This is a genomic window from Burkholderia sp. 22313 (assembly GCF_052045245.1).
Lineage (GTDB): Bacteria > Pseudomonadota > Gammaproteobacteria > Burkholderiales > Burkholderiaceae > Burkholderia.
In genome coordinates this window covers 67,483-93,699 of the sequence record NZ_JBQEON010000020.1, presented here as the reverse complement: position 1 = coordinate 93,699, position 26,217 = coordinate 67,483, and the positions used below count along the sequence as shown (strand labels likewise).

The 26,217-nt window shown below is 64.2% G+C and carries 24 protein-coding genes; 2 read left to right on the top strand and 22 right to left on the bottom strand.

What is annotated here, in order from left to right:
- The first annotated feature begins 271 nt into the window (after window positions 1-271).
- Window positions 272-427: a hypothetical protein gene (locus ACTJKF_RS18095; RefSeq protein ID WP_440624852.1), complete on the top strand. Its 156-nt coding sequence runs from the start codon at window positions 272-274 to the stop codon at window positions 425-427.
- Window positions 428-711: 284 nt separating this feature from the next.
- On the opposite strand, the gene ACTJKF_RS18090 is transcribed toward ACTJKF_RS18095, so the two are convergent.
- From ACTJKF_RS18090 to ACTJKF_RS18000, 19 genes are all read right to left on the bottom strand, one after another.
- Window positions 712-2,439 carry an AMP-binding protein gene (locus tag ACTJKF_RS18090; RefSeq protein ID WP_440624850.1) on the bottom strand — a complete coding sequence of 576 codons (1,728 nt, stop codon included), beginning with the start codon at window positions 2,437-2,439 and terminating at the stop codon, window positions 712-714.
- Between the two features lie 265 nt (window positions 2,440-2,704).
- Window positions 2,705-3,130 carry a F0F1 ATP synthase subunit epsilon gene (locus tag ACTJKF_RS18085; RefSeq protein WP_006477288.1) on the bottom strand — a complete coding sequence of 142 codons (426 nt, stop codon included), beginning with the start codon at window positions 3,128-3,130 and terminating at the stop codon, window positions 2,705-2,707.
- Window positions 3,131-3,282: 152 nt separating this feature from the next.
- Window positions 3,283-4,677, bottom strand: coding sequence for a F0F1 ATP synthase subunit beta (gene atpD / locus ACTJKF_RS18080; protein ID WP_039322510.1), 1,395 nt, complete (start codon window positions 4,675-4,677; stop codon window positions 3,283-3,285).
- 66 nt (window positions 4,678-4,743) lie between these two features.
- Window positions 4,744-5,619, bottom strand: a complete 876-nt coding sequence (gene atpG, locus ACTJKF_RS18075) for a F0F1 ATP synthase subunit gamma (RefSeq protein ID WP_057927954.1) — start codon at window positions 5,617-5,619, stop codon at window positions 4,744-4,746.
- A 69-nt stretch (window positions 5,620-5,688) separates the two neighbouring features.
- Entirely contained in the window at window positions 5,689-7,230 is a 1,542-nt protein-coding gene (gene atpA / locus ACTJKF_RS18070; RefSeq protein WP_014895499.1) for a F0F1 ATP synthase subunit alpha, read from the bottom strand.
- Window positions 7,231-7,274: 44 nt separating this feature from the next.
- A complete protein-coding gene (locus tag ACTJKF_RS18065; RefSeq protein ID WP_014895498.1) occupies window positions 7,275-7,814 on the bottom strand; it encodes a F0F1 ATP synthase subunit delta in 540 nt (179 codons plus the stop codon).
- Window positions 7,815-7,816: 2 nt separating this feature from the next.
- On the bottom strand, window positions 7,817-8,287 hold the full coding sequence (locus ACTJKF_RS18060) for a F0F1 ATP synthase subunit B (protein WP_006751767.1): 471 nt from the start codon (window positions 8,285-8,287) through the stop codon (window positions 7,817-7,819).
- 129 nt (window positions 8,288-8,416) lie between these two features.
- Window positions 8,417-8,686 carry a F0F1 ATP synthase subunit C gene (atpE, locus tag ACTJKF_RS18055; RefSeq protein ID WP_006482730.1) on the bottom strand — a complete coding sequence of 90 codons (270 nt, stop codon included), beginning with the start codon at window positions 8,684-8,686 and terminating at the stop codon, window positions 8,417-8,419.
- A gap of 85 nt (window positions 8,687-8,771) precedes the next feature.
- Window positions 8,772-9,623: a F0F1 ATP synthase subunit A gene (atpB, locus tag ACTJKF_RS18050; protein ID WP_440624849.1), complete on the bottom strand. Its 852-nt coding sequence runs from the start codon at window positions 9,621-9,623 to the stop codon at window positions 8,772-8,774.
- Between the two features lie 109 nt (window positions 9,624-9,732).
- The gene (locus ACTJKF_RS18045) at window positions 9,733-10,257 is read right to left on the bottom strand and encodes an ATP synthase subunit I (protein WP_440624848.1); all 525 of its coding nucleotides are present in this window, start codon (window positions 10,255-10,257) and stop codon (window positions 9,733-9,735) included.
- Window positions 10,258-10,834: 577 nt separating this feature from the next.
- Window positions 10,835-11,965 (bottom strand): SLC13 family permease, encoded by a 1,131-nt coding sequence (locus tag ACTJKF_RS18040; protein WP_440624847.1) that lies wholly within the window; start codon window positions 11,963-11,965, stop codon window positions 10,835-10,837.
- A gap of 13 nt (window positions 11,966-11,978) precedes the next feature.
- On the bottom strand, window positions 11,979-12,872 hold the full coding sequence (locus ACTJKF_RS18035) for a ParB/RepB/Spo0J family partition protein (RefSeq protein ID WP_069747658.1): 894 nt from the start codon (window positions 12,870-12,872) through the stop codon (window positions 11,979-11,981).
- 31 nt (window positions 12,873-12,903) lie between these two features.
- Complete coding sequence (locus ACTJKF_RS18030) at window positions 12,904-13,683, bottom strand: ParA family protein (protein WP_440624846.1); 780 nt, start codon at window positions 13,681-13,683, stop codon at window positions 12,904-12,906.
- A 51-nt stretch (window positions 13,684-13,734) separates the two neighbouring features.
- Window positions 13,735-14,421: a 16S rRNA (guanine(527)-N(7))-methyltransferase RsmG gene (rsmG, locus tag ACTJKF_RS18025; RefSeq protein ID WP_440624845.1), complete on the bottom strand. Its 687-nt coding sequence runs from the start codon at window positions 14,419-14,421 to the stop codon at window positions 13,735-13,737.
- Window positions 14,418-16,388, bottom strand: a complete 1,971-nt coding sequence (gene mnmG, locus ACTJKF_RS18020; RefSeq protein WP_440624844.1) for a tRNA uridine-5-carboxymethylaminomethyl(34) synthesis enzyme MnmG — start codon at window positions 16,386-16,388, stop codon at window positions 14,418-14,420. Before mnmG ends, rsmG begins: the two co-directional genes overlap by 4 nt.
- Before the next feature lie 517 nt (window positions 16,389-16,905).
- On the bottom strand, window positions 16,906-17,661 hold the full coding sequence (locus ACTJKF_RS18015) for an ABC transporter ATP-binding protein (RefSeq protein WP_440624843.1): 756 nt from the start codon (window positions 17,659-17,661) through the stop codon (window positions 16,906-16,908).
- Window positions 17,661-19,445, bottom strand: a complete 1,785-nt coding sequence (locus tag ACTJKF_RS18010) for a branched-chain amino acid ABC transporter ATP-binding protein/permease (protein WP_440624842.1) — start codon at window positions 19,443-19,445, stop codon at window positions 17,661-17,663. Before ACTJKF_RS18010 ends, ACTJKF_RS18015 begins: the two co-directional genes overlap by 1 nt.
- Window positions 19,446-19,449: 4 nt before the next feature.
- Window positions 19,450-20,505: a branched-chain amino acid ABC transporter permease gene (locus tag ACTJKF_RS18005; protein ID WP_440624841.1), complete on the bottom strand. Its 1,056-nt coding sequence runs from the start codon at window positions 20,503-20,505 to the stop codon at window positions 19,450-19,452.
- 201 nt (window positions 20,506-20,706) lie between these two features.
- On the bottom strand, window positions 20,707-21,864 hold the full coding sequence (locus ACTJKF_RS18000; protein WP_440624840.1) for an ABC transporter substrate-binding protein: 1,158 nt from the start codon (window positions 21,862-21,864) through the stop codon (window positions 20,707-20,709).
- A gap of 225 nt (window positions 21,865-22,089) precedes the next feature.
- Here ACTJKF_RS18000 and ACTJKF_RS17995 point away from each other — a divergent pair, with 225 nt between their 5' ends.
- Window positions 22,090-22,521: a hypothetical protein gene (locus tag ACTJKF_RS17995; RefSeq protein ID WP_440624839.1), complete on the top strand. Its 432-nt coding sequence runs from the start codon at window positions 22,090-22,092 to the stop codon at window positions 22,519-22,521.
- 480 nt (window positions 22,522-23,001) lie between these two features.
- Here ACTJKF_RS17995 and ACTJKF_RS17990 read toward each other — a convergent pair whose 3' ends face one another.
- The 3 genes from ACTJKF_RS17990 to ACTJKF_RS17980 all read right to left on the bottom strand — a co-directional run bounded on the left by ACTJKF_RS17990 (window position 23,002) and on the right by ACTJKF_RS17980 (window position 26,174).
- Window positions 23,002-23,976, bottom strand: coding sequence for a branched-chain amino acid ABC transporter permease (locus ACTJKF_RS17990; protein WP_440624838.1), 975 nt, complete (start codon window positions 23,974-23,976; stop codon window positions 23,002-23,004).
- A complete protein-coding gene (locus ACTJKF_RS17985) occupies window positions 23,976-24,860 on the bottom strand; it encodes a branched-chain amino acid ABC transporter permease (protein ID WP_440624837.1) in 885 nt (294 codons plus the stop codon). The genes ACTJKF_RS17990 and ACTJKF_RS17985 overlap by 1 nt, the downstream gene beginning before the upstream one ends.
- A gap of 114 nt (window positions 24,861-24,974) precedes the next feature.
- On the bottom strand, window positions 24,975-26,174 hold the full coding sequence (locus ACTJKF_RS17980) for an ABC transporter substrate-binding protein (protein ID WP_440624836.1): 1,200 nt from the start codon (window positions 26,172-26,174) through the stop codon (window positions 24,975-24,977).
- Window positions 26,175-26,217: the final 43 nt, after the last annotated feature.

Genomic DNA, 26,217 nt, shown 5'->3' with positions numbered 1-26,217 from the left:
GGGCGGCGGCCGATAACGGGCATCGCCCCCGCGGCTGCCGCCGGCTACGCCGATACTGGCGACGGTGTCCGGCGGCCGTCCGGCGCGCCGTCGTTACGCATTGGCACTGCGCGCGGAAGCGGCGAAACGGTGAAAACTGGCCGAATGGCCGACTATCGCGCGCGCCGATCACGTTTCAAAATCTTTCCGACGAATGAATCCTCATACGCGATATCTATCGCGCGATGCGCATTCGGGCGCGTAAATGGGCATTTCATCGACGTCGATACGCATGAAAAACGCATCACGCGCATACGATGAAAACTCTGCGGAAAAGATGAGTAAATATGACCTTTCTCAGGATCCCGAAAACAGCAAAAAATCCCGGAAAGCCTTATCCGGCGGGCGTTACAACCTGAAACACTTTGTTACCGCGACGGCTCGTTAATTCGCCCACAATGGCCTCAACGGTTTCAACACGGATGCGGTCTCGTGTGCCAAGTGTGAGCGGACGCGAAGCGCTGCGAGCCAGTCGGTCACGTACCGAAGCCCTTCCGAGGGGCATCCCTGTTGGAGTCGTTTCCGGCTCCGGCCGGATCCGGTTTCATCTTTGGTCTCCTCGCGCTAACCCCGTAGCGTGTGGTTTTTAGCGGGCTAATAAGCCCGCTTTTTTTCGTCCATCGAAAACGCAACGGCCCGCAGGCCATCGCGTTATTTCCGCCGCCGAACCGCTTATGCGGTCTTCTGCACGTCGAGCTTCAGTTCGTCGATCATCCGCTCGCGCATCACGAACTTCTGCACCTTGCCCGTCACCGTCATCGGCAGCTCGTCGACGAAGCGGATATAGCGCGGAATCTTGTAGTGCGCGATCTGGCCGTGGCAGAACGCGCGCACGTCGTCCTCCGACATCTGCTCGTCCGCGCGCAGCACGATCCACGCGCACAGCTCCTCGCCGTATTTCGCATCGGGCACGCCGAACACCTGCGCGCTCTGAATCTTCGGATGCCTGAACAGGAATTCCTCGATCTCGCGCGGATACACGTTCTCGCCGCCGCGGATCACCATGTCCTTCAGCCGGCCGACGATGTTGCAGTAACCGTCCGCGTCGAGCGTCGCGAGGTCGCCCGTATGCATCCAGCCGTCGACCAGCACCTCGCGCGTCTTCGCGTCGTCGTCCCAGTAGCCGAGCATCACCGAATAGCCCTTCGTGCACAGCTCGCCCGTCTCGCCCACCGGCACGATGTCGCCGTTCGGATCGACGATCTTCACCTCCAGATGCGGCTGGATGCGACCGACCGTCGTCGTGCGCTTCTCCAGCGGATCGTCGGTCGAACTCTGGAACGACACGGGGCTCGTCTCCGTCATCCCGTATGCGATCGTGATCTCCGACAGGTGCATCTGCGACACCACGCGCTTCATCGTCTCGATCGGGCACGGCGAGCCGGCCATGATGCCGGTGCGCAGCGTCGACAGGTCGAACTTCGCGAAGTCCGGATGATCGAGCTCCGCGATGAACATCGTCGGCACGCCGTGCAGCGCGGTACAGCGTTCGTCGGCGACGGCCGCGAGCGTCGCGACCGGATCGAACGCCTCGCCGGGGAACACCATCGCCGCCCCCTTCGACACGCATGCGAGCACCGCCAGCACCATCCCGAAGCAGTGGTACAGCGGCACCGGGATGCACAGCGCGTCCTGCTCCGTGAAGCGCATCGCCATCGCGATCGAACGCGCGTTGTTGACGACGTTGCGGTGCGTGAGCGTCGCGCCCTTCGGGCTGCCGGTCGTGCCGCTCGTGAACTGGATGTTGATCGGGTCGGTCGCCGCGAGCGTCGCGCCGATCGCGTCGAGCCGCGCGACATCGAGCGTGTCGCGGCCGCGCGCCATCACGTCCGCGAAGCGGAACATGCCGGCCGGCGCGACCTCGCCCATCGACACCACCGTGCGCAGGCTCGGCACGCGCGCCGCATGCAGGTCGCCCGGCGTCGCGCTCGCGAGCTCCGGCGCGATGCTCTGCAGCATCTCGACGTACGCCGAGCTCTTGAAGCGTTCGGCCGCGATCACGGCCTTGCAGCCGACCTTGTTCAGCGCGTATTCGAGTTCCGCGAGGCGATAGGCCGGATTGATGTTGACGAGGACCGCGCCGAGGCGCGCGGTCGCGAACTGCGTGAGCAGCCATTCGCTCCGGTTGGGCGACCAGATGCCGACGCAATCGCCCTTCTCGATCCCGAGCGCGGCGAGACCGGCCGCGAGCACGTCGACCTCATGCGCGAACGCACGCCAGGTCCAGCGCACCTGCTGCTCGCGAAACACGACGGCCGGACGATCGGGAAAGCGGCCGGCCGTGTCGAGCAGGAACCGGCTGAGCGTCGCGTCGGATAGCGGCACGTGGGTCGCGCCGCGCACGTACGACAGTCCGTTTTCGGGCGCGATCAGCGCCTCCATGCCAAGGTCTGCTGCCATCGATGTCTCCGTCCGTTTTGTCTGATCGGCCTGGCGCGCGGTCAATGCACGCGCCGGCGCGCCTGCTCCGCCGCGATCGCGACGGGTTGCCTCCGAGCGGATGATGCCGCGCTCCGCTGACGACACTCTGACATCAAATCGCGGTGGGTGGATGAAATAGCACGACCGGCCGATACGGTCCGGCCCGCAATCGACAGACGAAAACGATGGGCGAAAAAAAAGCAGCCCGAAGGCTGCTTTCTTTCGCGAGATACGCGCGCGCGGCTTAGTGCCGGCTACGAATCTTCGCCAGACGCTGGATCGCTTCGAGCTGCGCCATCGCGGTCGCGAGCTCGGATTGCGCCTTTGCGAGGTCGAGGTCCGACTTCGCGTTCTGCAGCGTTTCCTCGGCACGCTTGCGCGCTTCCTCGGCTTTCGCCGCATCGAGGTCCTTGCCGCGGATCGCGGTATCGGCGAGCACCGTCACGGCGCCCGGCTGCACTTCGAGAATGCCGCCCGCGACGAACACGAATTCGTCGTTGCCGCCCTCGACTTCGATGCGCACCGCACCCGGACGAATCCGCGTGATCAGCGGCGTGTGACCCGGCAGAATACCCAGCTCACCCGTTTCGCCCGGCAGCGCGACGAATTTCGCCTCGCCCGAGAAGATCTGCTCTTCCGCGCTGACGACGTCTACTTTGATGGTTGCCATATCGACTCCTGTCGATCGGAGTTGGCGCTTCAGCGCCGACTCCGATCCCATGCACGGCGGGTTGAGCGTGTCGCGTGGACGCCGATCCGCGAAAAGATACCATCATGGTATCCATCACGGACGCACGGCGCCCGCTGCGTTACGCCCGCCCCTTACGAGATCTTCTTGGCCTTTTCGAAGGCTTCGTCGATCGTGCCGACCATGTAGAACGCCTGTTCCGGCAGGTGGTCGCACTCGCCGTCGACGATCATCTTGAAGCCACGGATCGTTTCCTTCAGCGGCACGTACTTGCCCGGCGAGCCCGTGAACACTTCAGCGACGTGGAACGGCTGCGACAGGAAACGCTGGATCTTACGCGCACGTGCGACCGACAGCTTGTCTTCCGGCGACAGTTCGTCCATGCCCAGAATCGCGATGATGTCGCGCAGTTCCTTGTAGCGCTGCAGCGTCTGCTGAACGCGACGGGTGATCGAGTAGTGCTCTTCACCGATCACGTTCGGGTCGATCTGGCGCGACGTCGAGTCGAGCGGGTCGACCGCCGGGTAGATACCCAGCGAAGCGATGTCACGCGACAGAACGACGGTTGCGTCCAGGTGGCCGAAGGTCGTCGCCGGTGACGGGTCGGTCAAGTCGTCCGCAGGGACGTACACGGCCTGAACCGACGTAATCGAGCCCTTCTTGGTCGACGTGATGCGCTCTTGCAGCTTGCCCATTTCTTCAGCCAGCGTCGGCTGATAGCCCACTGCCGACGGCATACGGCCGAGCAGTGCCGACACTTCGGTACCGGCCAGCGTGAAACGGTAGATGTTGTCGACGAAGAACAGCACGTCGAGGCCTTCGTCACGGAAGTGCTCGGCCATCGTCAGGCCGGTCAGCGCGACGCGCAGACGGTTGCCCGGCGGCTCGTTCATCTGGCCGTACACCAGCGCGACCTTGTCGAGAACGTTCGAATCCTTCATTTCGTGGTAGAAGTCGTTCCCTTCACGGGTACGCTCACCCACGCCCGCGAACACGGAGTAACCGCCGTGTTCCTTCGCGATGTTGTTGATGAGCTCCATCATGTTGACGGTCTTGCCCACGCCTGCACCACCGAACAGGCCAACCTTGCCGCCCTTTGCGAACGGGCAGATCAGGTCGATGACCTTGATACCCGTTTCGAGCAGTTCGGTCGACGGCGACAGTTCGTCGAACGCCGGAGCCTTCTGGTGGATCGAACGCGTCACGTCGCTCTCGATCGGGCCGGCTTCGTCGATCGGACGGCCGAGCACGTCCATGATACGACCGAGGGTCGGCTTGCCGACCGGCACCGAAATCGGCTTGGCCGTGTTCTTCACGGTCAGGCCGCGGCGCAGGCCGTCGGATGCACCCAGACAAATGGTACGGACCACGCCGTCGCCCAGCTGTTGCTGGACTTCGAGCGTCAGTTCCGAGCCATCGAGAATAAGCGCGTCGTAGATCTTCGGCATGCTGTCGCGCGGGAATTCCACGTCGATAACGGCGCCGATGCACTGTACGATCTTGCCTTCTACCAAAGCAGCAGTACTCATCGCTTTTCCTTTAAATACCTGATTCTTTACTCGCGCAAAGGCGCAGTTGTCGTCCCGGGCGCGCGCTTAAACAGCGGCTGCGCCGCCGACGATCTCCGACAGTTCTTTCGTGATCGCGGCCTGGCGGCTCTTGTTGTACACGAGCTGCAGTTCGCTGATCACCGTCTTCGCGTTGTCGGACGCGGCCTTCATCGCGACCATCCGCGCCGATTGCTCGGACGCCATGTTCTCCGCGACGGCCTGATACACCAGCGCCTCGACGTAACGCACGAGCAGTTCGTCGACGACTGCCTGCGCGTCCGGCTCGTAGATGTAATCCCACGACGTGGCCGGCGTACCGTCATCGGCTTCGAAGTGTTCCGACGACAGCGGCAGCAACTGCTCGATCACGGCTTCCTGCTTCATCGTGTTGACGAAGCGCGTGTAAGCGATATAAACCGCCGACAGCTTGCCTTCCGAGTACAGATCGAGCTGCGTCTTCACGGCGCCGATCAGCTTGTCCAGGTGCGGGGTGTCGCCGAGGTGCACGACCTGCGACATCACCTTCGCGCCGAAGCGGTTCAGGAACCCGAGGCCCTTGCTACCGATCGCGGTGGCTTCGACCTTCTGGCCCTTCTCTTCCAGCTCCTTGAACTTCTGCACCGTCGCACGCAGCACGTTGGTGTTCAGGCCGCCGCACAGACCCTTGTCCGTCGTGACGAGGATGATGCCGGCCGTCTGCGCGCCGTCGTTTGCCACCATGAACGGGTGGCGGTACTCCGGGTTCGCACGGCTCATGTGCGCGGCGATGGCACGGACCTTGTCTGCATACGGACGAGCGGCGCGCATGCGTTCCTGCGCGCGACGCATCTTCGATGCAGCCACCATCTCCATCGCCTTCGTGATCTTGCGCGTGTTCTGCACGCTCTTGATCTTGCCGCGAATTTCCTTCATTCCAGCCATAGCTTGCTCCTTGACCGAAGCGGCGCGGGCGCATCAGCACCCGCGCGGCCTCAGTGTGTCACTCGCGGATCAATAGGCACCGGACTTCTTGAAGGATTCGATCGCCGAGCGCAGTGCGCCTTCGTCGTCCTTCGAGAGATCCTTGGTGTCTTCGATGCGCTTGATGAGGTCAGCGTGGCTGGTCTTCAGGTTGTCGCGCAGGCCCTTCTCGAACGACAGCACTTGCTTGACGTCGAGATCGTCGAGGTAACCGTTGTTCGCGGCGTACAGCGACACGGCCAGTTCCCAGACCTGCAGCGGCTGGTACTGCGGCTGCTTCAGCAGTTCCGTCACGCGGCGGCCGCGCTCGAGCTGCTTGCGGGTCGCTTCGTCGAGGTCCGATGCGAACTGAGCGAATGCGGCCAGTTCACGGTACTGCGCGAGGTCGGTACGAATACCGCCCGACAGCTTCTTCACGACCTTCGTCTGCGCGGCGCCACCGACGCGCGACACCGACACGCCGGCGTTGATTGCCGGGCGGATGCCTGCGTTGAACAGGTCGGTTTCCAGGAAGATCTGGCCGTCGGTAATCGAGATCACGTTCGTCGGAACGAACGCGGTCACGTCGCCAGCCTGCGTTTCGATGACCGGCAGTGCCGTCAGCGAGCCGCTCTTGCCCTTCACTTCGCCGTTCGTGAACTTCTCGACGTACTCTTCCGACACGCGAGCAGCACGCTCGAGCAGACGCGAGTGCAGATAGAACACGTCGCCCGGGTACGCTTCACGGCCCGGCGGGCGGCGCAGCAGCAGCGAGATCTGACGGTATGCCCACGCTTGCTTGGTCAAGTCGTCATAGATGATCAGCGCGTCCTGGCCGCGGTCGCGGAAGTATTCGCCCATCGTGCAGCCGGCGTACGGTGCCAGGTACTGCATCGCGGCGGAATCCGATGCCGAAGCGGCGACGACGATCGTGTATTCCATCGCGCCCGTTTCTTCGAGCTTGCGAACCACGTTCATGATCGACGAAGCCTTCTGGCCGATCGCGACGTAGATACAGATCAGGTCCTTGCCCTTCTGGTTGATGATCGCGTCGAGCGCCACCGCGGTCTTGCCGCACTGACGGTCGCCGATGATCAGCTCACGCTGGCCACGGCCGATCGGCACCATCGCGTCGATCGACTTGATGCCCGTCTGCACCGGCTGCGACACCGACTTACGCCAGATCACGCCCGGGGCGATCTTTTCGATCGCGTCGGTCAGCTTGGCGTTGACCGGGCCCTTGCCGTCGATCGGGTTGCCGAGCGCATCGACCACGCGGCCGACGAGTTCCGGACCCACCGGGACTTCGAGAATGCGGCCCGTCGTCTTGACGATGTCGCCTTCCGAGATGTGTTCGTATTCGCCGAGAATCACCGCGCCGACCGAGTCGCGCTCGAGGTTCAGCGCGAGGCCGAACGTGTTGCCCGGGAACTCGAGCATTTCGCCCTGCATCACGTCCGACAGGCCGTGGATACGCACGATACCGTCGGTCACGGAGATCACGGTGCCCTGATTGCGAACGTCTGCGCTCGCTTCAAGGCCCTGGATCCGGCTCTTGATCAGCTCGCTGATCTCAGAGGGATTGAGTTGCATTATTCGCTCCTGATAGTCAATTCTGTTGCGTGCCGGCGTGGCGCTCAGGCGGTCAAGGCAGCCTGCATCGATGCGAGGCGCGCGCGAACCGAGGTGTCGAGCACTTCGTCGCCGACCGTCACGCGCACGCCGCCGATCAGCGACGAATCGACTTCGACCGTCGGCTTCAGCTTGCGCTTGAACTTGCGTTCGAGGCCAGAGACGAGGCTTTCGAGATCCGCGCCGTTCAGCGGGAACGCGCTCACGATCTCGGCGTCGGCTGCACCTTCACGTTCGTTCTTGAGCGCCTCGAACTGCTCGGCAATTTCCGGCAGCAGCGCGATGCGATGATTGTCGACCAGCATCTGCACGAAGTTCTTCGCTTCGGCGCCGGCCGCGACCGGCGACTTCACCGCAGCAAGCAGCAACTCGGCTACTTGCGTGCGCGTCACCTTCGGGCTCGACGCGACCGACAGCACTTCCGGCAGACGCGCAACCTGGGCCAGCTCTTGCACGAGCGTGGACCAGGCGGCGATGTCACCTCCCTCGGCCACGCGGAACAGCGCTTCTGCGTAAGGGCGGGCGATGGTTGCAAGTTCGGCCATGATCAGAGCTCGGCTTTCAGTTGATTCAGCAGTTGGGCGTGGGCCGTTTGATCGACTTCGCGCTTCAGGATCTGCTCGGCGCCCTTCACGGCCAGCGAGGCGACTTCGCCACGCAGCGCTTCGCGCGCCTTCACGATTTGCTGTTCTGCTTCCGCTTTCGCCTGAGCGACGATGCGGGCGGCTTCAGCCTGGGCGTTGGCCTTGATTTCCTCGGCGACCGCCTGGGCACGCTTTTCAGCGTCGGCGATGCGCTGCTGGCCGTCGTTGCGGGCCTGCGCGAGTTCCTGGTCCACGCGCTTGTGCGCTGCGTCGAGTTCCGCCTTGCCCTTCTCCGCGGCGGCGAGGCCGTCGGCGATCTTCTTCGAACGTTCGTCGAGGGCGTTGATCAACGGCGGCCACACGAATTTCATCGTGAACCACGCGAGGACCAGGAACACGACCATTTGCGCAAACAGAGTTGCGTTGAGATTCACGGTGTTTCCTTATCTGCTATTCCGGAAAAATGAAACGGTAAGGCGCTCATCGAGTTGCATTCGATCAGCGCCCCAAGTCTCCGTTCCGCCCTGCGCCGGCTCACGCCGGACGCAAATTTCCGTGGAACCTTAGCCTGCGAGCTTCGACAGGAGCGGGTTCGCGAACGCGAACAGCATTGCGACACCAACGCCGATCAGGAATGCAGCGTCGATCAGGCCGGCCAGCAGGAACATCTTCGTTTGCAGCGGGTTGATGAGTTCCGGCTGACGCGCGCAGGCTTCGATGTACTTGCCACCCATCAGCGCGATACCGATACAGGCGCCGATAGCACCCAGGCCGATGATGATGCCGATACCGATGGCGGTCAGACCCTGGATGTTGGCGATGTAAGCTTGCATGATCACTCCTTTGTGAAAAGACTTGGAACTGAGAATTAAAAAACTAAAACGGAAACTCTTTTTTGCACGCCGCGCTTGATGCCGCTTAGTGCTTGTCGTGCGCCTGGCCGAGATACACCAGCGTCAGCATCATGAAAATGAATGCCTGCAACAGAACAATCAGGATGTGGAAGATTGCCCAGACGCTACCCGCGATCACATGACCAACGAAGCCGAGGAACGTTGCGTCGCCACCGAAGCTCCACATGCTGCCGAGCAGGGCGATCAACAGGAACAACAGCTCACCCGCGTACATGTTGCCGAACAACCGCATGCCGAGCGAGACGGTCTTCGCGAGGTATTCGACGATGTTCAGCGCGAGGTTCGGGATCCACAGCAGCGGGTGGGCACCGAACGGCGCCGACAGCAGCTCATGTACGAAACCGCCCGCGCCCTTGATCTTGATGCTGTAGTAGATCATCAGGACGAACACGCCGAGCGCGATGCCGAGCGTGCCGTTCAGGTCGGCCGTCGGAACGATGCGATGGTGGGAAATCACGTCCGACAGACCGAGCAGGCCGATCACGCGGCCCGGCAGGTCGACCGGGAGGAAGTCGAGGGAGTTCATCAGCGCGACCCACACGAACACCGTGAGGGCGAGCGGAGCGATGAAGGTGCGGTTGCCGTGGACGATGGCCTTCGACTGGTCCTCGACCATTTCGACCAGCATCTCGATCGCGCACTGGAAGCGGCCCGGCACGCCCGAGGTCGCCTTGCGGGCGGCCAGGCGCAGCAGGACGAACGTCACGATGCCGCAGACGATCGACCAGAACAGCGTGTCGAGGTTCCAGACATGAATGTCGAAAATCGACGTCTGATGCGCGGTGGAAAAGTTCTGCAAGTGGTGCGCAATGTACTCGGACGGATCCGGACCGCGCGTGCCTTCGCTAGCTGCCATATCGTTAATGCCACCCAAATTGTCGAAAATCGTTTTGCCCCGTTCCGCAACACGCTATTGCGGGAACGGGCCGTGCGGTTCGTTGTCGAAACCGCACGCTGCTTGTTTCTTATCGCCAGGCCAGCGCGATCCAGTACGTCTTCAGCACGACGAGGTAGGTGACGAGGAGTGCCGGCCAATGCACGCCGGCATAGCCGTACGCCACTGCAGCGAACATCCCGATCGTCACGCCGAGCTTCAGGGCCTCGCCCATCACCCAGCTGATCACGGTGGCCGAGCCACCTGCCTTCAGTCGTGCCACGAACAACGCGCTTGGCACCCAGCCGATCGCCCCGCCCAGAAACGCGGACTGCGCAGCGGCGCCCGGCGACTTTGAAAACAGCCACCACGCCAGCGTTGCAACCAGGGACAAGACCACCTGCGCGACAACCACCTTGCGGGGGGTTACGCGCGACGGCTTGCTCACGTTCGGACCGAACAGCCTCTCGGCGTCCGTCCGCGTGAGCGGAACGATGTTGTTATCTTGCTGCTCGGCATCCCAGTCATCATCGGACTCGCGCCACTCGCCGGCTGCTGAAGCGGTGCGTTGCGCTCGGGGACCATCGTGCCTGTCGTTCGGCGCCTGACCCGCCATCGCAATCTTCCGCAAAATCCTTGAATCCGGCCCCAAGCTTTCCGAAAGCTTTCAGGGGTGCCTAGCTAACAAATCCGGGCGATTGTAAGCGATAGTTGCAAGTGATTCAAGGCTTTAGACGCGACAAAAACCTGCGTAAAACGACGCCTCATCATGTGAAAAACGCGCGAATCGACGACGTACGATGACAGTTGTAAGGTCGGGTTTTCGTACCGGTATTTCTTGCACGGAAAAGTGCGGTGACAACGAATCGGTGTGACATGGACGCCTGGGGCGAACGTCGTCGGCGCGACGCGATCGCAGCAGGAATTCTGCCGTGACACAGCCACGGAAAATGACCGGGCGCGACGACGCAGGAGAGACGAAATACCTGTGGCCACGCCGCCGGGCGCGGCGCGCGAAATGCGATCGGCGCGAACGCGCCGATGCGTGAAATCAGTTGCTGCGGCACCACAGAAGATCGACTGTGGTGCCGCAGGGCCTATCAACAGCCCCGGCCTCACAATGATCGCGAATGCTGTGCGCCTTACAGGACGATCACGAAATGCGCCTGTGCGGCACGCCCTCCCCCGCTCGCTCAACCGTGAACGAGCAGCCACGCGCCCAGTGCCGCGCTCACCAGCGCGAACGGGATCGACACCGCGTGAAACGGCAGCCACATCCGCGGCTCCTTCGCGAGACGCACCGCGATCAGGTTCGCGAGCGAGCCGATCGCGAATCCGAAGCCGCCGACCGAAACGCCGAACGCGAGTGCCCGCCAGTCTTGCGTGAATTCCGACAACAGAATCGCCGCCGGCACGTTGCTGATTCCCTGCGACAGCACCGCGCCTGCCGCGAACACGCGCAGCGGCGAGTCGAGGCGGGCCCGCGCGATCGCGTCATGGACGACAGGCAGCGCGGCCGCGCTGCGCAGCACGACGAACATCAGCACAAAGATCAGCAGCAGCAGCCAGTCGATCTTCAGGACTGCGTCACGTTTTGCAATCAGCAGCGCGATCACGACCGCGATCAGGCCCGGTACCGGATGATGTGCGTCGGCGAGCAGCACGAATGCGCCGAACAGCACCGCCGCGAGCAGCGCGTGCATGCGCTGCACGGCGACCTTCTCGACATCTCCCGACAGGTCGAGCGGCTTCGCGCGAAACGCGCATGCGGTCAGTACGAGCAGCAGCGCCATCAGCGCCAACGCGAGCGGCCCGAGCGTGACGACGAAGCGGCCGAACGACACGCCGCTCAATTGCCACAGGAACAGATTCTGAGGATTGCCAAGCGGCGTCGCGACGGACCCCGCATTGACGGCCAGCGCGACGGCGATCACGAGGCGCCGGAACGGCAGCGGTGTCAGCGCGCGCAGCGACACCATCAGCGGCACGACGACGAACAGCGCGACGTCGTTGGTGAGCCACATCGCGAGTACCGCCGCGAACACCACGAGCAGCATCGCGAGCCCGCGCTCGGAATGCACGTGATGCACGATGCGATGCGCGAACCACATCAGGAATCCGGACAGCTCGAGCGCCTTGGTCAGCATCAGCAAGCCCGCGAGCGTCACGACGGTCTGCCAGTCGACCAGACCAGCCAGCGCGGCGATTGGTTGCGGACGCAACCATTGAAGAGCAATCAGCGCAAGCGCCAGCGTGGTGAGCACCGGCTCCTGCATCAACCATCCAACCCACCGGCGCGGCGTGGCCGCGCTCATGTTCTTCATCAATCGCGCCTCGTTATTCTTCGGTCGCGACGTTGCCGCGCAGACGCACGAGAATGCCCTCGAGCGCGTCGAGGTTGCCGAAGTCGATCATCACCTGCCCTCGCCCGCGGCGGCCCAGCTTGATCTTCACGGTCGACGCAAGCAGGTCGGACAACTCTTCTTCGAGACGGCGCGTGTCGCGGCCGCCATCGTCTTTCGCGCGCGCCTTCACCGCCGGCACTTCCTTCGTCGTGTGCGCGACCAGCTTCTCGGTCTCGCGCACCGACATCCGCTTGTTGACGACCTGGTGCGCGAGCGTGATCTGCGTCGCCGCGTCGACCGCAAGCAGCGCACGCGCGTGGCCCATGTCGAGATCGCCGGCCAGCAGCATCGTCTGCACCGGCGACGCAAGGTTCAGCAGGCGCAGCAGGTTCGACACCGCGCTGCGCGAACGGCCGACCGATTCGGCCGCCTGCTCGTGCGTGAAACCGAATTCGTCGAGCAGGCGCTGGATACCGTGCGCCTCTTCCAGCGGGTTCAGATCTTCGCGCTGGATGTTCTCGATCAGCGCCATCGCCGCGGCAGCCTGATCGGACACGTCCTTCACCAGCACCGGCACTTCGTCGAGGCCGGCCAGGCGCGCCGCGCGGAAACGCCGCTCGCCCGCGATGATCTCGTATTTATCAGACGAAATCGGCCGCACCAGGATCGGCTGCATCACGCCTTGCGCGCGAATGCTGGCCGCCAGCTCCTGCAGGCTCCCCTCGTCCATCCGCGTGCGCGGCTGGTACTTGCCGGCCTGCAGCTTGCCGAGCGCGAGCGTGTTCGGTGCGCCTTCGATCTTCACCGCTTCGGTGATGTCCGCACTGCCGCCGAGCAGCGCTTCGAGGCCACGTCCCAAGCCCTTCTTCTTTGGTACCGCGTTCATGTCTTTCTTCCTCGCTTCGCTCATGTCCGGATCACGACACCTCGAACGCGCGCACGCGGTCGATCATCTCGGCACCGAACTGGAGATACGCCTGCGCACCGCGCGAGTTGCGGTCGAACACGACGCCCGGCAACCCGTAACTCGGCGCTTCCGCCAGGCGCACGTTGCGCGGAATCACCGCGTCGAACACCTTGTCGCCGAAGTGCGCTTTCAGTTGATCGGAGACTTGCTGCTGCAGCGTGATGCGCGGATCGAACATCACGCGCAGCAAGCCGATGATCTTCAGGTCGCGGTTCATGTTCGCGTGAACCTGCTTGATCGTGTTGACGAGATCCGACAGACCTTCCAGCGCGAAGTACTCGCACTGCATCGGGATCACGACGCCATGCGCCGCGCACAGGCCGTTCAGTGTCAGCAGCGACAGCGTCGGCGGGCAGTCGATCAACACGAAGTCGTATTCGTCGCCCACGCGCTCGAGCGCAGCCTTCAGCCGGCGCTCGCGGTTGTCGATGCTGATCAGTTCGATCTCGGCACCGGACAGCTCGCGGTTGGCCGGCAGCACGTCGTACGTGACGCCTTCCGGACGCACACGCGCGTCGGTCACCGATACGCCGTCGACCAGGACTTCGTACACGGTCGACTCGCAGGAGGCCTTGTCGATCCCGCTGCCCATCGTCGCGTTGCCCTGCGGGTCGAGATCGATCAGCAGGACTCGTTGCTCCTGCGCTGCAAGGCTTGCGGCGAGATTGACCGATGTCGTCGTCTTGCCGACGCCCCCCTTCTGGTTCGCAACGCAGAAGATCTTTGCCATCGTTGGTGTGTTCCCTTTACCTTCAAACAAACGGCGCGCAACCGCGCGCCTTCAATTCGCCTCGTCGACGGTGACCTCGATCAGATGCCGTTCGGCATTGAGCATCGGTACCGCCAGCCGCATCGTCTGCTTTACGCGACTGCCTTCCGGCAGCCGTGCAATTTCGTCGTTCGGGTGGACACCCTTCATTGCCCAGATCGATCCGCCGGGCGCGACGAGATGTCGAGCAAGTTTAACGAAGTCGGATAGATCCGCGAAAGCGCGGGATACGATCATGTCGAATTTTTCCGGCACTTCGATGCCCGGCTGCAGCGATTCGACCCGCCCGGTGACGACCGACAGATTCGCGAGCTTCAGTTCCGCGCGCATCTGCGTCTGGAATGCAGACTTCTTCTGCACGATATCGTTCAGCGTCACATGCCAGTCCGGCTGGACGATCGCCAGCACGATACCGGGCAATCCGCCGCCCGAACCCACGTCGAGCACGCGCGCCGATACGCCGCCGCGCAGGTGCGGAACGATGGAGAGCGAATCGAGAATGTGCTGGATCATCATCTGCTTCGGGTCGCGGATCGCGGTCAGGTTGTAGACCGCGTTCCACTTGCCGAGCAGCGCGACATACTCGAGCAGCTGGTTGCGCTGGGCTTCCGTCAATGCGATGTCGAGCGCGGCCGTGCCGTCGACAAGCATCTGTTCAAGAACGTCCCGATTAACCGCCGGCGCGCGACGCGCCGTCATTGTTGCGTCGGGACGGTGCCGTCCCCCTGCTCCGTCGCCTCTGCGGCGGCGCCGGTACGACGGCCGAGGCCACGGCGCTTCAGGTGCACCATCAGCAGCGAGATCGCAGCCGGCGTCACGCCGGAGATGCGCGAGGCCTGGCCGATCGTTTCCGGCCGGAACTCGTTGAGCTTCTGGCTCACTTCGAACGACAGGCCACGCACCTCGCGGTAATCGATACCGTCCGGCAGGCGCGTGTTCTCGTTCGCATCGTTGCGCTCGATCTCGCTGGCCTGACGCTCGATATAGCCCTGATATTTAATGCCGATCTCGACCTGCTCCTTGATCTGTTCGAGCAGTACCGGATCGTCGGCCAGCGGCTCCGCCGGCGCGCATTCCCCGCCCTTCAGGCCGCACACGCCGTCATAGCTGATGCCCGGGCGGCGCAGCAGTTCGGCGAGGCTGTACTCATGGTCGATCGCCTTGCCAAGCAATGCGGTCGCCTCTTCCGGCGGTAGCGTCTTCGGCGTGACCCACGTCGACTTCAGTCGTTCGGTTTCACGTGAAACAGCGTCGCGCTTCCGGCTGAATGCATCCCAGCGGGCATCGTCGACCAGACCCAGCTCGCGGCCAATCTCGGTCAGGCGCATATCCGCATTGTCTTCACGCAGGCTCAGGCGGTACTCGGCACGGCTGGTGAACATCCGGTACGGTTCGGCCACGCCACGCGTGACGAGGTCGTCGACCAGCACGCCAAGATAGGCCTGATCGCGACGCGGGCACCATGCGTCCTTTTCCTGCACGTAACGGCCAGCATTCAGGCCGGCCAGCAGGCCTTGTGCGGCCGCTTCCTCGTAGCCAGTCGTGCCATTGATCTGGCCCGCAAAGAACAGCCCGTTGATTGCCTTCGTCTCGAGCGACGCCTTCAGCGCACGCGGATCGAAGTAGTCGTACTCGATCGCGTAGCCAGGACGCAGGATGTGCGCGTTCTCGAGGCCGCGCATCGAATGCACGAGTTCGAGCTGCACGTCGAACGGCAAACTCGTCGAAATCCCGTTCGGATAGAACTCGTTGGTCGTCAGCCCTTCCGGCTCGAGGAAGATCTGATGCGACTCCTTCGACGCGAACCGGTGGATCTTGTCCTCGATCGACGGGCAGTAACGCGGACCGACGCCTTCGATCACGCCTGTATACATAGGCGAGCGGTCGAGGCCGCCGCGGATGATGTCGTGGGTGCGCTCGTTCGTATGCGTGACCCAGCACGGCAGCTGCTGCGGATGCTGCTCGGCACGGCCCAGGAACGAGAACACCGGGATCGGATCGAGGTCGCCCGGCTGCTCATCCAGCTTCGAGAAGTCGATCGAACGGCCATCGATACGCGGCGGCGTACCGGTCTTCAGGCGGCCCTGCGGCAGCCTCAGCTCCTTCAGGCGCGCCGACAGCGACACGGCCGCCGGATCGCCCGCGCGACCGCCCGTGTAGTTGTTCAGGCCAACGTGAATCTTGCCGTCGAGGAACGTGCCGGCCGTCAGCACCACCGCGCGGGCGCTGAAGCGGATGCCGATCTGCGTGACGGCGCCGATCACCCGGTCGCCTTCGACCATCAGGTCGTCGACGGCCTGCTGGAACAGCCACAGGTTCGGCTGATTCTCGAGCCGGTGGCGGATCGCCGCCTTGTACAGGATGCGGTCGGCCTGCGCGCGCGTTGCACGCACGGCCGGGCCCTTCGACGAATTGAGGATCCGGAACTGGATACCGCTCTCGTCCGTCGCGGCGGCCATCGCGCCGCCGAGCGCATCGACTTCCTTGACCAGATGGCCTTTGCCAATACCGCCGATCGACGGATTGCAGCTCATCTGCCCGAGTGTTTCGATGTTGTGGGTCAGCAGCAGCGTCTTCGCACCCATACGCGCGGATGCCAGCGCGGCTTCCGTGCCGGCGTGCCCGCCACCGACGACGATGACGTCAAATTCTGTGGGAAAAAGCATGGTGGATTCCGTACACAGGACTGCGCACGAACCTATCAGAGAAATGTATGGGCCGAATTATAGCGGGTTCGCTTTTCACCCGAAGACCGTCCGAATGGTAGGGCCGGTTCATTTGGCCACTTTTTTCGGCCGAATAGCCAGACTGTGCCATCTAGCCAGCTTTGGCGGCGCTATCGCGACCTCAGCGCACATCGTCAAGCTGTGCAAAACCACGGATCGCGCAAGGGGTCGCGAGACCCGACATCGCTGTGGCCACACAGTATTTCCGGTCGATCGCCCGGCACTTATCCCCTGTGTTGCTCACCACCTGTCGCCGAAGTATTGCCGCCCACCCAACGCTCATTACGCTGTGGAGCCCAGCCAAACGTGCGCCCTACTTTCGTCACAGGGCTTCCACTTGTTGCGCCGGCACTTATCCCCACACCCAATCCAGCGCCGCGTCGCCCTGCTCCCGAAAACAAAAACGGCGTGTTTCACGTGAAACACGCCGCCCGTTTCCCGCCAGCCGGCCCATCCATCAAGCCGTTTTCTTCGCCAGCCCGAGGTAGGTTTCGATCACGCGCGGATTCTGCGCCAGCTCGGCCGCCGGCCCTTCCAGCGCAAATTCACCCGTCTCCAGCACATAGCCGTAATCCGAGATCTGCAGCGCGGCCCGCGCGTTCTGCTCGATCAGCAACGTCGCGACGCCTGTGCCCCGCAACGCGCTGATGATATGAAAAATCTCCTTCACGATCAGCGGTGCCAGCCCGAGGCTCGGTTCGTCGAGCATCAACAGGTCCGGCTTGCCCATCAGCGCACGACCCACGGCAAGCATCTGCCGCTCGCCGCCCGATAGCGTGCCGGCAGCCTGCTTACGCCGCTCCTTCAGCCGAGGAAACAGCGCAAATACGTGATCGAGCTGGTCGAGAAAGTTCGACTCCCCCGCGAGCTTGCGTCGATACGCACCCAGCACGAGGTTGTCCTCGACCGTCATCGTGCTGAACAGCTCGCGCTTTTCCGGCACGAGGCACATCCCGCGCGCGACGCGTTGCTCGACCGGCAACGCCGCGACATCATTGCCACGGTACACAACCGCGCCCGACGCATGTCCGGTCACCGGCAGCGCGCCCATGATCGCGTTCAGCAGCGTCGACTTGCCGGCGCCGTTCGGGCCGATCACGCTGACGATCCGCCCTGCGCCGACCTTGATCGCCGCGCCGTGCAGCGCCTCGACCTTCCCGTAACGCACCGCCAGCCCGCGCACCTCGAGAATCGGCATCGTCGTGTTTGTCATCACTCCACCCCGCCCAGATACGCTTCGAGCACCGCCGGATCCTGCTGCACGTCCTGCGGCAGCCCCTCCGCGATCCGCGTGCCGAACTCCATCACCACCAGCCGGTCGGTGAGGTTCATCACGAAATCCATGTCATGTTCCACGAGCAACACGCTCATCCCTTCGGCCTTCAGGCGCCGCAACAGATCGGCGAGCTGCTGCTTCTCCTGGTAACGCAGCCCGGCGGCCGGCTCGTCGAGCAGCAGCAGCGTCGGATCGCAGCACAGCGCGCGGGCGATTTCGAGAATCCGCTGCTGGCCAAGCGCGAGGCTGCCCGCTTCGTCGTACATGTGCTTTTCCAGCCCGACGCGGCGAATCTGCCGCGCCGCTTCGGCCAGCAACTGCGCTTCCTCGTGCGCATTGAGCCGCGCGATGCTGCGCCACACGCCCGTATGGCCGCGCAGGTGCGCGCCGATCGCGACGTTCTCGAGCACCGTCATTGTCGGCAGCAGCTTCACGTGCTGGAACGTCCGGCCAATCCCGCGCCGGACGATCTGGCGCGACGTGAGCCCGTCGATCCGCTCGCTGCGGAACGTAATCGTGCCGCCGGTCGGCTGCAGCACGCCGGTCACGAGGTTGAACGTGGTGGACTTGCCCGCGCCGTTCGGGCCGATCAGCCCGATGATCTGCCCCGCTTTCACGTCGAAGCTGACGTCGTTGACGGCCACCAGCCCGCCGAACTGCTTGCGCGCGTTGTCGACGACGAGCAGCGGCTCGCCCGCCACCGGCTTCGCACGCTGCGGCAGCGGATCGGCGTGGTCGGGCACGTGCGCACGCGGCCCGCGCGGAAACAGCTTCGCGACGAACGGCCATACGCCCTGGCGCGCGTACTGCAGCAGCAGCACCATCAGCACGCCAAACACGATGATCTCGAAGTTGCCTTCGGAGCCGAGCAGCTTCGGCAGCAGCGTCTGCAGGTAGTCCTGCAGCACGGTGAGGATCGCCGCGCCGAGCACCGCGCCCCACACGTGCGACACGCCGCCGACCACGGCCATGAACAGGAATTCGATCCCGTGGTTCAGGCCGAACGGCGTCGGGTTCACCGCGCGCTGCAGGTGCGCGTACAGGAAGCCCGACACCGCCGCGAGCACGGCCGCGTAGACGAAGATCACGACGCGCATCCACGCGGTGTTCACGCCCATCGCCTCGGCCATCACACCGCCGCCGCGCAGCGCGCGAATCGCGCGGCCGGGCCGGCTGTTGAGCAGGTTCTGCACCGACACGATCGCGACCAGCACGACGGCCCAGATCAGGAAGTACAGGCTGCGGCCGCTTTCGAGCACGATGCCGAACAGGTTCAGCGCCGGAATCCCGTTGATCCCGTCGTACTTGCCGAGCATCTCGAGGTTGCCGAACAGATAGAACAGCGCGAGGCCCCACGCGATCGTGCCGAGCGGCAGGAAGTGCCCCGACAGTCTCATCGTGACCGCGCCGAGCACGAGCGCGACGAGCGCCGTCAGCACGACGCCGACGATCAGCGCGAGCCACGGCGACACGCCGTATTGCGTCGTCAGGAACGCGGTCGCATACGCGCCGATGCCGACGAACGCGGCCTGCCCGAAGCTCGTCATCCCGCCGACGCCCGTCAGCAGCACGAGCCCGATCGCGACGATCGCGTAGAGGCCGATGTAGTTCAGCAGCGTGATCCAGTACTCGGGCACCTGCAGCGCGCCGGGCAGCACCGGCAACGCGAACAGCACCACGAGAAACACCCAGAAGGTCTTGTTGCGCACCATCGTCTTCATCGCGTCACTCCTCTTCCTCTTCCGCGTGCGGCGTCGCGAAACTGCGCCACAGCAGCACCGGGATGATCAGCGTGAACACGATCACTTCCTTGTACGCGCTCGCCCAGAACGATGAATACGATTCGAGCACGCCGACGAGCAGCGAACCGGCTGCCGCGAGCGGATAGCTGACCAGCCCGCCGATGATCGCGCCGACGAAACCCTTCAGGCCGATCAGGAAGCCGGAGTCGTAATAGATCGTCGTCAGCGGACCGACGAGGATGCCGGACAGCACACCGAGCCCCGCCGCCAGCGTGAACGCGAGCCGCCCTGCTTCGGTCGTGCCGATACCGACGAGCCGCGCGCCGAGCCGGTTCACGGACGTCGCGCGCAGCGCCTTGCCGGCGATCGTCCGGCCGAAGTACACGTAGAGCGCACCGATCAGCACCAGCGCGGTCACGACCACGAGGATGCTCTGCACCGATACCGTCATGCTGCCGATCGACAGCGACGCATCCGCGAAGCCGTTGGTGCGCGAACCTTCCGCGCCGAACATCACGAGCCCGAGGCCGACCATCGCGAAATGGACGGCGACCGACACGATCAGCAGCAGCAGCGTCGTGCCTTCGGCGATCGGCTGATACACGAGCCGGTAGACGAACGGCCCCATCGGCACGACGATCGCGAGCGTCAGCGCGATCTGCGCGAGCATCGGCAACGGCTGCGCGGCAAAGCCGCGCGTCACCGCGAACACCGCGAGCGGCAGCAGCACGTAGCGGCTCGCGAGCGTCGCCAGCGTGCGTCCGAGCTGATGGCGGCGTTCGCGATGGCGGATCAGGCCGCCGACTTCCAGCAGGAAGCACGCGATGCCCATCACGAACAGCAGCCAGCAGGTGGCGGGAAATTTCTGCGCCTGCAACGCCGCAAGCGTGAGCGCACCGTAGGCGACGAATTCGCCCTGGGGAATGAAGATCACCCGCGTGACGGAAAACACCAGCACGAGCGCCAGCGACAGCAATGCATAAATGGCGCCGGTCGTGATGCCGTCTTGCGCGAGGATCGCCGCAATCGAGAGATCCATACGTTTCGTGTATCGAGAATGCTGCGGAGAAACGGCGACGGGAACGGCCCGCGCGCGCGGACGGCAAGACCGGGGTGTCAGGCGTCGTGCGGCGGCTTCCCGGAGATTCCATGCGGCGCGGACACGGGCCGCGAGGCCCGCCGCGCTGCCGACGGCGGGCACGGCACCGTTCGCGCCGCACCCGCCGGTTTCACGTGATGCTTACTCGGCCTGCAGCTTCCACTTGCCGTCGACGATCTGCACCATCACGCGCGCACGCGTGTCGAAGCCGTTGTGATCGGTCGGCGTCATGTTGATCACGCCGTGCGACACGGGCAGGTCCTTCACGCTCTCGAGCGATGCGCGCAGCGCCTCGCGGAACGCCTCGGTGCCCGGCTGGCCCTTCTTCAGCGCATCGGGAATCGCACGCTGCAGCAGCAGCCCCGCATCCCACGCATGCCCGCCGAAGGTCGACAGCGAACCCGCACCGTACGCCTTCTCGTACGCGGCCTTGTAGCCGAGCGCCGGCTTCTTCACCGGATTCGAATCGGGCAGCTGGTCGGTCACGAGCACCGGGCCGGCCGGCAGGATCTCGCCTTCGCAATCCTTGCCGCATACGCGCAGGAAGTCGTTGTTCGCGACGCCGTGCGTCTGGTACACCTTGCCCTTGTAGCCGCGCTCCTTCAGCGTCTTGGCCGGCAGCGCGGCCGGCGTGCCGGAACCGGCGATCAGCATCGCGTCGGGATTCGAACCCATCAGCTTCAGCACCTGCCCCATCACCGATGCGTCGGTGCGGTTGTAGCGCTCGTTCGACACGACCTTCAACCCGTTCTTCGCGGCGGCCGCGTCGAACGTCTTGTACCAGCTATCGCCGTACGCGTCCGCGAAGCCGATGAAGCCGACCGTCTTCACGCCATGCTTCGCCATGTAGCCGGCGATCGCGTCGGCCATCAACTGGTCGTTCTGCGGCACCTTGAACATCCACGCGCGCTTCGCGTCCATCGGCGCGATGATCTGCGCGCTCGCCGCGAGCGAGATCGTCGGCGTCTTGCCCTGCGACACCGGATCGAGCATCGCGAGCGAGTTCGGCGTGACGGACGAACCGATGATCGCGTCGACGTGATCCTCGTCGATCAGCTTGCGCACGTTCTGCACCGCGCGGCTCGTGTCGGACGCATCGTCGAGCACGATGTACTGCACGCTCTTGCCCGCGATTTCCTTCGGCAGCAGTGCAATCGTGTTCTTTTCAGGAATCCCGAGCGAGGCGGCCGGCCCGGTGGCCGACAACGTCACGCCGATCTTCACCTGGGCCGACGCCGTGGCCGCCGCACACACGAGGCCCGCTGCAACCAGAACCTCCATCCATCGATTCATCTTCATTTAGGTTGTCTCCAAACGCTGCTCGAAAAATCCGCGGGTCGCTCGGGCGGCTCCCGGCCCTCAAACAAGTTAATAAGTTAATTATCTCTCCGCACCGCGTCTACGCTCGTTTTCCCGTGAAACGCCGGCGCCGCGATCGCGCCCCGGCGACACCGTGCGCTCGCGCGCCAGCGCACGCACGGAAGCAGTCGCTCGACCACGATGCGTGGCGGCAATGTCGTCAGGATGAAGGAAGCGGAGAAATGCGGCATTGCGCGCGCGGCGATCGATGCGGAGGCAACCATCGCCGGAAAATCGACTGGCCGGGCCGGGTTCAGCCCTTCGCGCGGGCGGCGCAAGATCGGAAAACCGGTAGTTCATGCGAACGGGAAGGCAAAGCCGAATTCGAATCCGGACGGCGCATCCGATGCGGACGCAACGACCGCCGAAGCCGCCGTGCCGGCATATCGCGCCGGAGCGCGCATGCGGGCCGCAGGACGGCTCGCGACAACCGGTGCATACCGATGCGTGTCCGACCCCGAACGAGCGGCGCCAGCCGCCCTTCGTGCCCCGATCCGTCGCTCTGCGCTTCTCATCCAACCGTACTCCCTCTTCTGCATTGTGCTTGTAGGAGAACTGCCGACCGATTTTCCCGACCGCGCGGTCGGCGAAAGCTGAGTGTAACGGACGCGTTTTGCGCACGCCAACCGGGTAAGCCCGAACGGCATGCACGCCGCTGCGCGCCCGCGGCGATCGACTGGCAGGAATGGACGAAAACGAGGGGACGAGACGCAGGTGATGCGATGCAGAAGCGGGCGCGAAGCATGCGGCGCCGGTCACCTGCACCATCAATGAAAATTCGCGCACACAAATGAAAAAGCGCTGTTGGATTCCGTCCAACAGCGCTTTGGGGCCGGGCACTTTGTGCCTCGATTGTCTCCTCGTTCTCCACCTGCAAATTCGTTTCGCGGTGCATCAGAACTGAGACGAAGATTAAAGGACCTTTCACCCTGCGACAACTTAGCATTTACCCCTATGGTGCATCGCCGCACGAAAATGGGGCACCAGACCTGCCTCGCGGCGCCTGCCGGAGCCCGCCGCGACGGCCTTCCGGGCCCCGCCGGATGGTGCTTCGCATCAACGCGCCGCAACGCCCTGTCACGACGGCCTGAGCGTCTTGACCCGCGCGACCATCTCGCCGACGATCCCGCGCCGGAACGCAAGCACGCATGCGATGAAGATCAGCCCCGTGACGATCGTCGCCGATTCGCCGAGCGAGTGGAACCAGCCGATCCCGGTGGTCGACGCGAGCCATTCGCCGATGTCGCCGAGACGGTCCTCCAGCGCGACGATCAGTGCCGCGCCGAGCAGCGGCCCGAACAGCGTGCCCATTCCGCCGACGAGCGTCATCAGCACGACGAGGCCCGACATCGTCCAATACGCGTCCGACAGCGTCTCGAAGCCGAGCACCAGCACCTTCAGCGAGCCGGCCAGCCCCGCGAGCCCGGCCGACAGGACGAACGCGAGCAGCTTGAAGCGGTCGGTGTCGTAGCCGAGCGAGATCGCGCGCGCCTCATTCTCCTTGATCGCGACGAGCACCTGGCCGAACGGCGAGTGCACGATCCGCACGATGAACGCGCACGCGGCGACGATCACCGCGAGCATGACGTAGTACAGCGCGACGTCGTTCGACAGGTCGACGAGCCCGAACAGGTGCCCGCGCGGCACGCCTTGCAGCCCGTCCTCGCCATGCGTGAATGGCGCCTGCAGGTAGATGAAGTAGACCATCTGCGCGAACGCGAGCGTGATCATCGCGAAATAGATGCCCTGCCGGCGAATCGCGAACAGGCCGACGACCAGCCCGAGCAGCGTCGCCGCGACGGTGCCGGCAAGCACGCCGAGCTCCGGCGTGACGCCGAGCGTCTGGATCGCATAGCCGGTTGCATAGCCGGCGGTCGCGAGGAACATCGCATGGCCGAACGACAGCAGCCCCGTATAGCCGATCAGCAGGTTGAACGCGGCCGCGAACAGCGCGAACGTGAGCACCTTCATCACGAACACCGGATAGGCGCCGATGAAGGGTGCGACGAGCAGTGCGGCGAGCAGCACGCCGTAGAGCACTTTTCTCTGCATCATTTTTCCTTGCCGAACAGGCCCGCCGGGCGGATCAGCAGCACGATCGCCATGATCACGAACACGACCGTGGCCGACGCTTCCGGATAGAACACGCGCGTGAAGCCCTCGATCACGCCGAGCAGCAGCCCGGTGATGATCGAGCCGAGAATCGAGCCCATCCCGCCGATCACGACCACCGCGAACACGGTGATGATCATCGGCTGGCCCATCAGCGGCGACACCTGGATCACCGGCGCGGCGAGCACGCCCGCGAAGGCCGCGAGCGCGACGCCGAAGCCGTAGGTGAGCGTGATCATCATCGGCACGTTCACGCCGAACGCCTCGACGAGCTTCGGATTCTCGGTACCCGCGCGCAGATACGCGCCCAGGCGCGTCTTCTCGATCACGAACCAGGTCACGAGACACACCGCGAGCGACGCGACGACCACCCACGCGCGGTAGTTCGGCAGGTACATGAAGCCGAGATTGGTCGCGCCGGACAGTTGCGACGGTACGTCGTACGGCTGGCCGGACGATCCGTAGATCGACCGGAACACGCCTTCGACGACGAGCGTGAGCCCGAACGTGAGCAGCAGCCCGTACAGGTGATCGAGCTTGTACAGCCAGCGCAGCATCGAGCGCTCGATCACGATCCCGAACGCGCCGACGATCAGCGGCGCGAGCACGAGCATCGCCCAGTACGGCAACCCGAAGTACGACAGCCCCATCCATGCGAGCATCGCGCCCAGCATGAACAGCGCGCCGTGCGCGAAGTTGATCACGTTGAGCAGCCCGAAGATCACCGCGAGCCCGAGGCTCAGGATCGCGTAGAACGAGCCGTTGACGAGCCCGAGCAGCAACTGGCTCAGCATCGCCGGCAACGGAATGCCAAAGATTTCCATCGACTTAGCCGTCAGGTTGAGTTTCGTTGCGTGCGCAACGTCAGAGCCGTCACGCACGCGGGCGGCGCAGCGGGCGCATCGCTGCAGCCGCCGCCACGCGCTACCGCGCCGCGCTTACTTCCACAGCGCGCAGCGCGATTCCTGCTTGGTGCCGAACGCCTGGTCGCCCGGAATCGTCGCGAGCACCTTGTAGTAGTCCCACGGCTCTTTCGATTCCGACGGCTTCTTCACTTCCATCAGGTACATGTCGTGGATCATGCTGCCGTCCGCGCGGATATAGCCCTTCGCGTAGAAGTCGTTGATCTTGATCTTCTTCAGCTCGGCCATCACCTTGTCGGAGTCGGTCGTGCCGGCGGCCTGCACGGCCTTCAGGTAGGTCGTCACCGACGAGTAGTCGGCCGCCTGCAGGCTCGACGGCATCTTCTTCATCTTGCCGAAGTAGCGCTGCGCCCACTGGCGCGATGCCGCATCGCGGTTCCAGTACCAGCTGTCGGTCAGCACGAGGCCCTGGGTCGTTTCGAGGCCGAGGCTGTGCACGTCGTCGATGAACATCAGCAGCGCGGCGATCTTCATCGTCTTCGTGATGCCGAATTCCTTCGCGGCCTTGATCGCGTTGATCGTGTCGCCGCCGGCGTTCGCGAGGCCGAGGATCTGCGCCTTCGATGCCTGCGCCTGCAGCAGGAACGACGAGAAGTCCGACGCCGACAGCGGGTGACGCACCGCGCCGAGCACCTGGCCGCCGTTCGCCTTGACGACGTCCGACGTGTTCTTTTCCAGTGCCTTGCCGAACGCATAGTCGGCGGTCAGGAAGAACCAGGTCTTGCCGCCCTGCTTCACCACGGCCGAACCGGTGCCCTTCGCGAGCGCCATCGTGTCGTATGCGTAGTGGACCGTGTACGGCGTGCACTGCTCGTTGGTCAGCGTGTCGGCGCCCGCACCGATGTTGATGTAGACCTTCTTCTTCTCGGCCGCGACCTGGTTCATCGACAGCGCGGTCGCGGAGTTCGTGCCGCCGACCAGCAGGTCGAGCCCGCCGCGGTCCATCCATTCGCGCGCCTTCGACGCGGCGATGTCCGCCTTGTTCTGGTGGTCGGCATAGACGACCTCGATCGGCTTGCCGAGCACCTTGCCGCCGAAGTCGGCGACCGCCATCCGGATCGCCTCGAGGCCGCCCTGCCCGTCGATGTCCGCGTAAAGCCCCGACATGTCGGTGATGAAACCGATCTTCACGCTATCCGCGGCGTGTGCGGCACCGGCGGTGAACGCTGCGGCCGCGACCGCGAGACATGCGTGTGCGAGGGTCTTCATTTTCATTGACGTCTCCTGTTGTTCTGATGCGTTGTGGTTGTTCGAGGGC

Excerpts from the sequence above, each read along its gene's own strand:
- ACTJKF_RS17980 (WP_440624836.1), bottom strand. The coding sequence starts at position 26,174 with ATGAAAATGAAGACCCTCGCACACGCATGTCTCGCGGTCGCGGCCGCA.
- ACTJKF_RS18005 (WP_440624841.1), bottom strand. The coding sequence starts at position 20,505 with ATGGATCTCTCGATTGCGGCGATCCTCGCGCAAGACGGCATCACGACC.
- ACTJKF_RS18095 (WP_440624852.1), top strand. The coding sequence starts at position 272 with ATGAAAAACGCATCACGCGCATACGATGAAAACTCTGCGGAAAAGATG.
- atpG (WP_057927954.1), bottom strand. The coding sequence starts at position 5,619 with ATGGCTGGAATGAAGGAAATTCGCGGCAAGATCAAGAGCGTGCAGAAC.
- atpA (WP_014895499.1), bottom strand. The coding sequence starts at position 7,230 with ATGCAACTCAATCCCTCTGAGATCAGCGAGCTGATCAAGAGCCGGATC.
- mnmG (WP_440624844.1), bottom strand. The coding sequence starts at position 16,388 with ATGCTTTTTCCCACAGAATTTGACGTCATCGTCGTCGGTGGCGGGCAC.
- ACTJKF_RS18000 (WP_440624840.1), bottom strand. The coding sequence starts at position 21,864 with ATGAAGATGAATCGATGGATGGAGGTTCTGGTTGCAGCGGGCCTCGTG.
- atpD (WP_039322510.1), bottom strand. The coding sequence starts at position 4,677 with ATGAGTACTGCTGCTTTGGTAGAAGGCAAGATCGTACAGTGCATCGGC.
- ACTJKF_RS18040 (WP_440624847.1), bottom strand. The coding sequence starts at position 11,965 with ATGAAGAACATGAGCGCGGCCACGCCGCGCCGGTGGGTTGGATGGTTG.
- ACTJKF_RS17985 (WP_440624837.1), bottom strand. The coding sequence starts at position 24,860 with ATGGAAATCTTTGGCATTCCGTTGCCGGCGATGCTGAGCCAGTTGCTG.
- ACTJKF_RS18010 (WP_440624842.1), bottom strand. The coding sequence starts at position 19,445 with ATGAAGACGATGGTGCGCAACAAGACCTTCTGGGTGTTTCTCGTGGTG.
- rsmG (WP_440624845.1), bottom strand. The coding sequence starts at position 14,421 with ATGACGGCGCGTCGCGCGCCGGCGGTTAATCGGGACGTTCTTGAACAG.
- ACTJKF_RS18045 (WP_440624848.1), bottom strand. The coding sequence starts at position 10,257 with ATGGCGGGTCAGGCGCCGAACGACAGGCACGATGGTCCCCGAGCGCAA.
- ACTJKF_RS18035 (WP_069747658.1), bottom strand. The coding sequence starts at position 12,872 with ATGAACGCGGTACCAAAGAAGAAGGGCTTGGGACGTGGCCTCGAAGCG.
- ACTJKF_RS18065 (WP_014895498.1), bottom strand. The coding sequence starts at position 7,814 with ATGGCCGAACTTGCAACCATCGCCCGCCCTTACGCAGAAGCGCTGTTC.
- ACTJKF_RS17995 (WP_440624839.1), top strand. The coding sequence starts at position 22,090 with ATGAAGGAAGCGGAGAAATGCGGCATTGCGCGCGCGGCGATCGATGCG.
- atpB (WP_440624849.1), bottom strand. The coding sequence starts at position 9,623 with ATGGCAGCTAGCGAAGGCACGCGCGGTCCGGATCCGTCCGAGTACATT.
- ACTJKF_RS18090 (WP_440624850.1), bottom strand. The coding sequence starts at position 2,439 with ATGGCAGCAGACCTTGGCATGGAGGCGCTGATCGCGCCCGAAAACGGA.
- ACTJKF_RS18015 (WP_440624843.1), bottom strand. The coding sequence starts at position 17,661 with ATGACAAACACGACGATGCCGATTCTCGAGGTGCGCGGGCTGGCGGTG.
- atpE (WP_006482730.1), bottom strand. The coding sequence starts at position 8,686 with ATGCAAGCTTACATCGCCAACATCCAGGGTCTGACCGCCATCGGTATC.
- ACTJKF_RS18030 (WP_440624846.1), bottom strand. The coding sequence starts at position 13,683 with ATGGCAAAGATCTTCTGCGTTGCGAACCAGAAGGGGGGCGTCGGCAAG.
- ACTJKF_RS18085 (WP_006477288.1), bottom strand. The coding sequence starts at position 3,130 with ATGGCAACCATCAAAGTAGACGTCGTCAGCGCGGAAGAGCAGATCTTC.
- ACTJKF_RS17990 (WP_440624838.1), bottom strand. The coding sequence starts at position 23,976 with ATGCAGAGAAAAGTGCTCTACGGCGTGCTGCTCGCCGCACTGCTCGTC.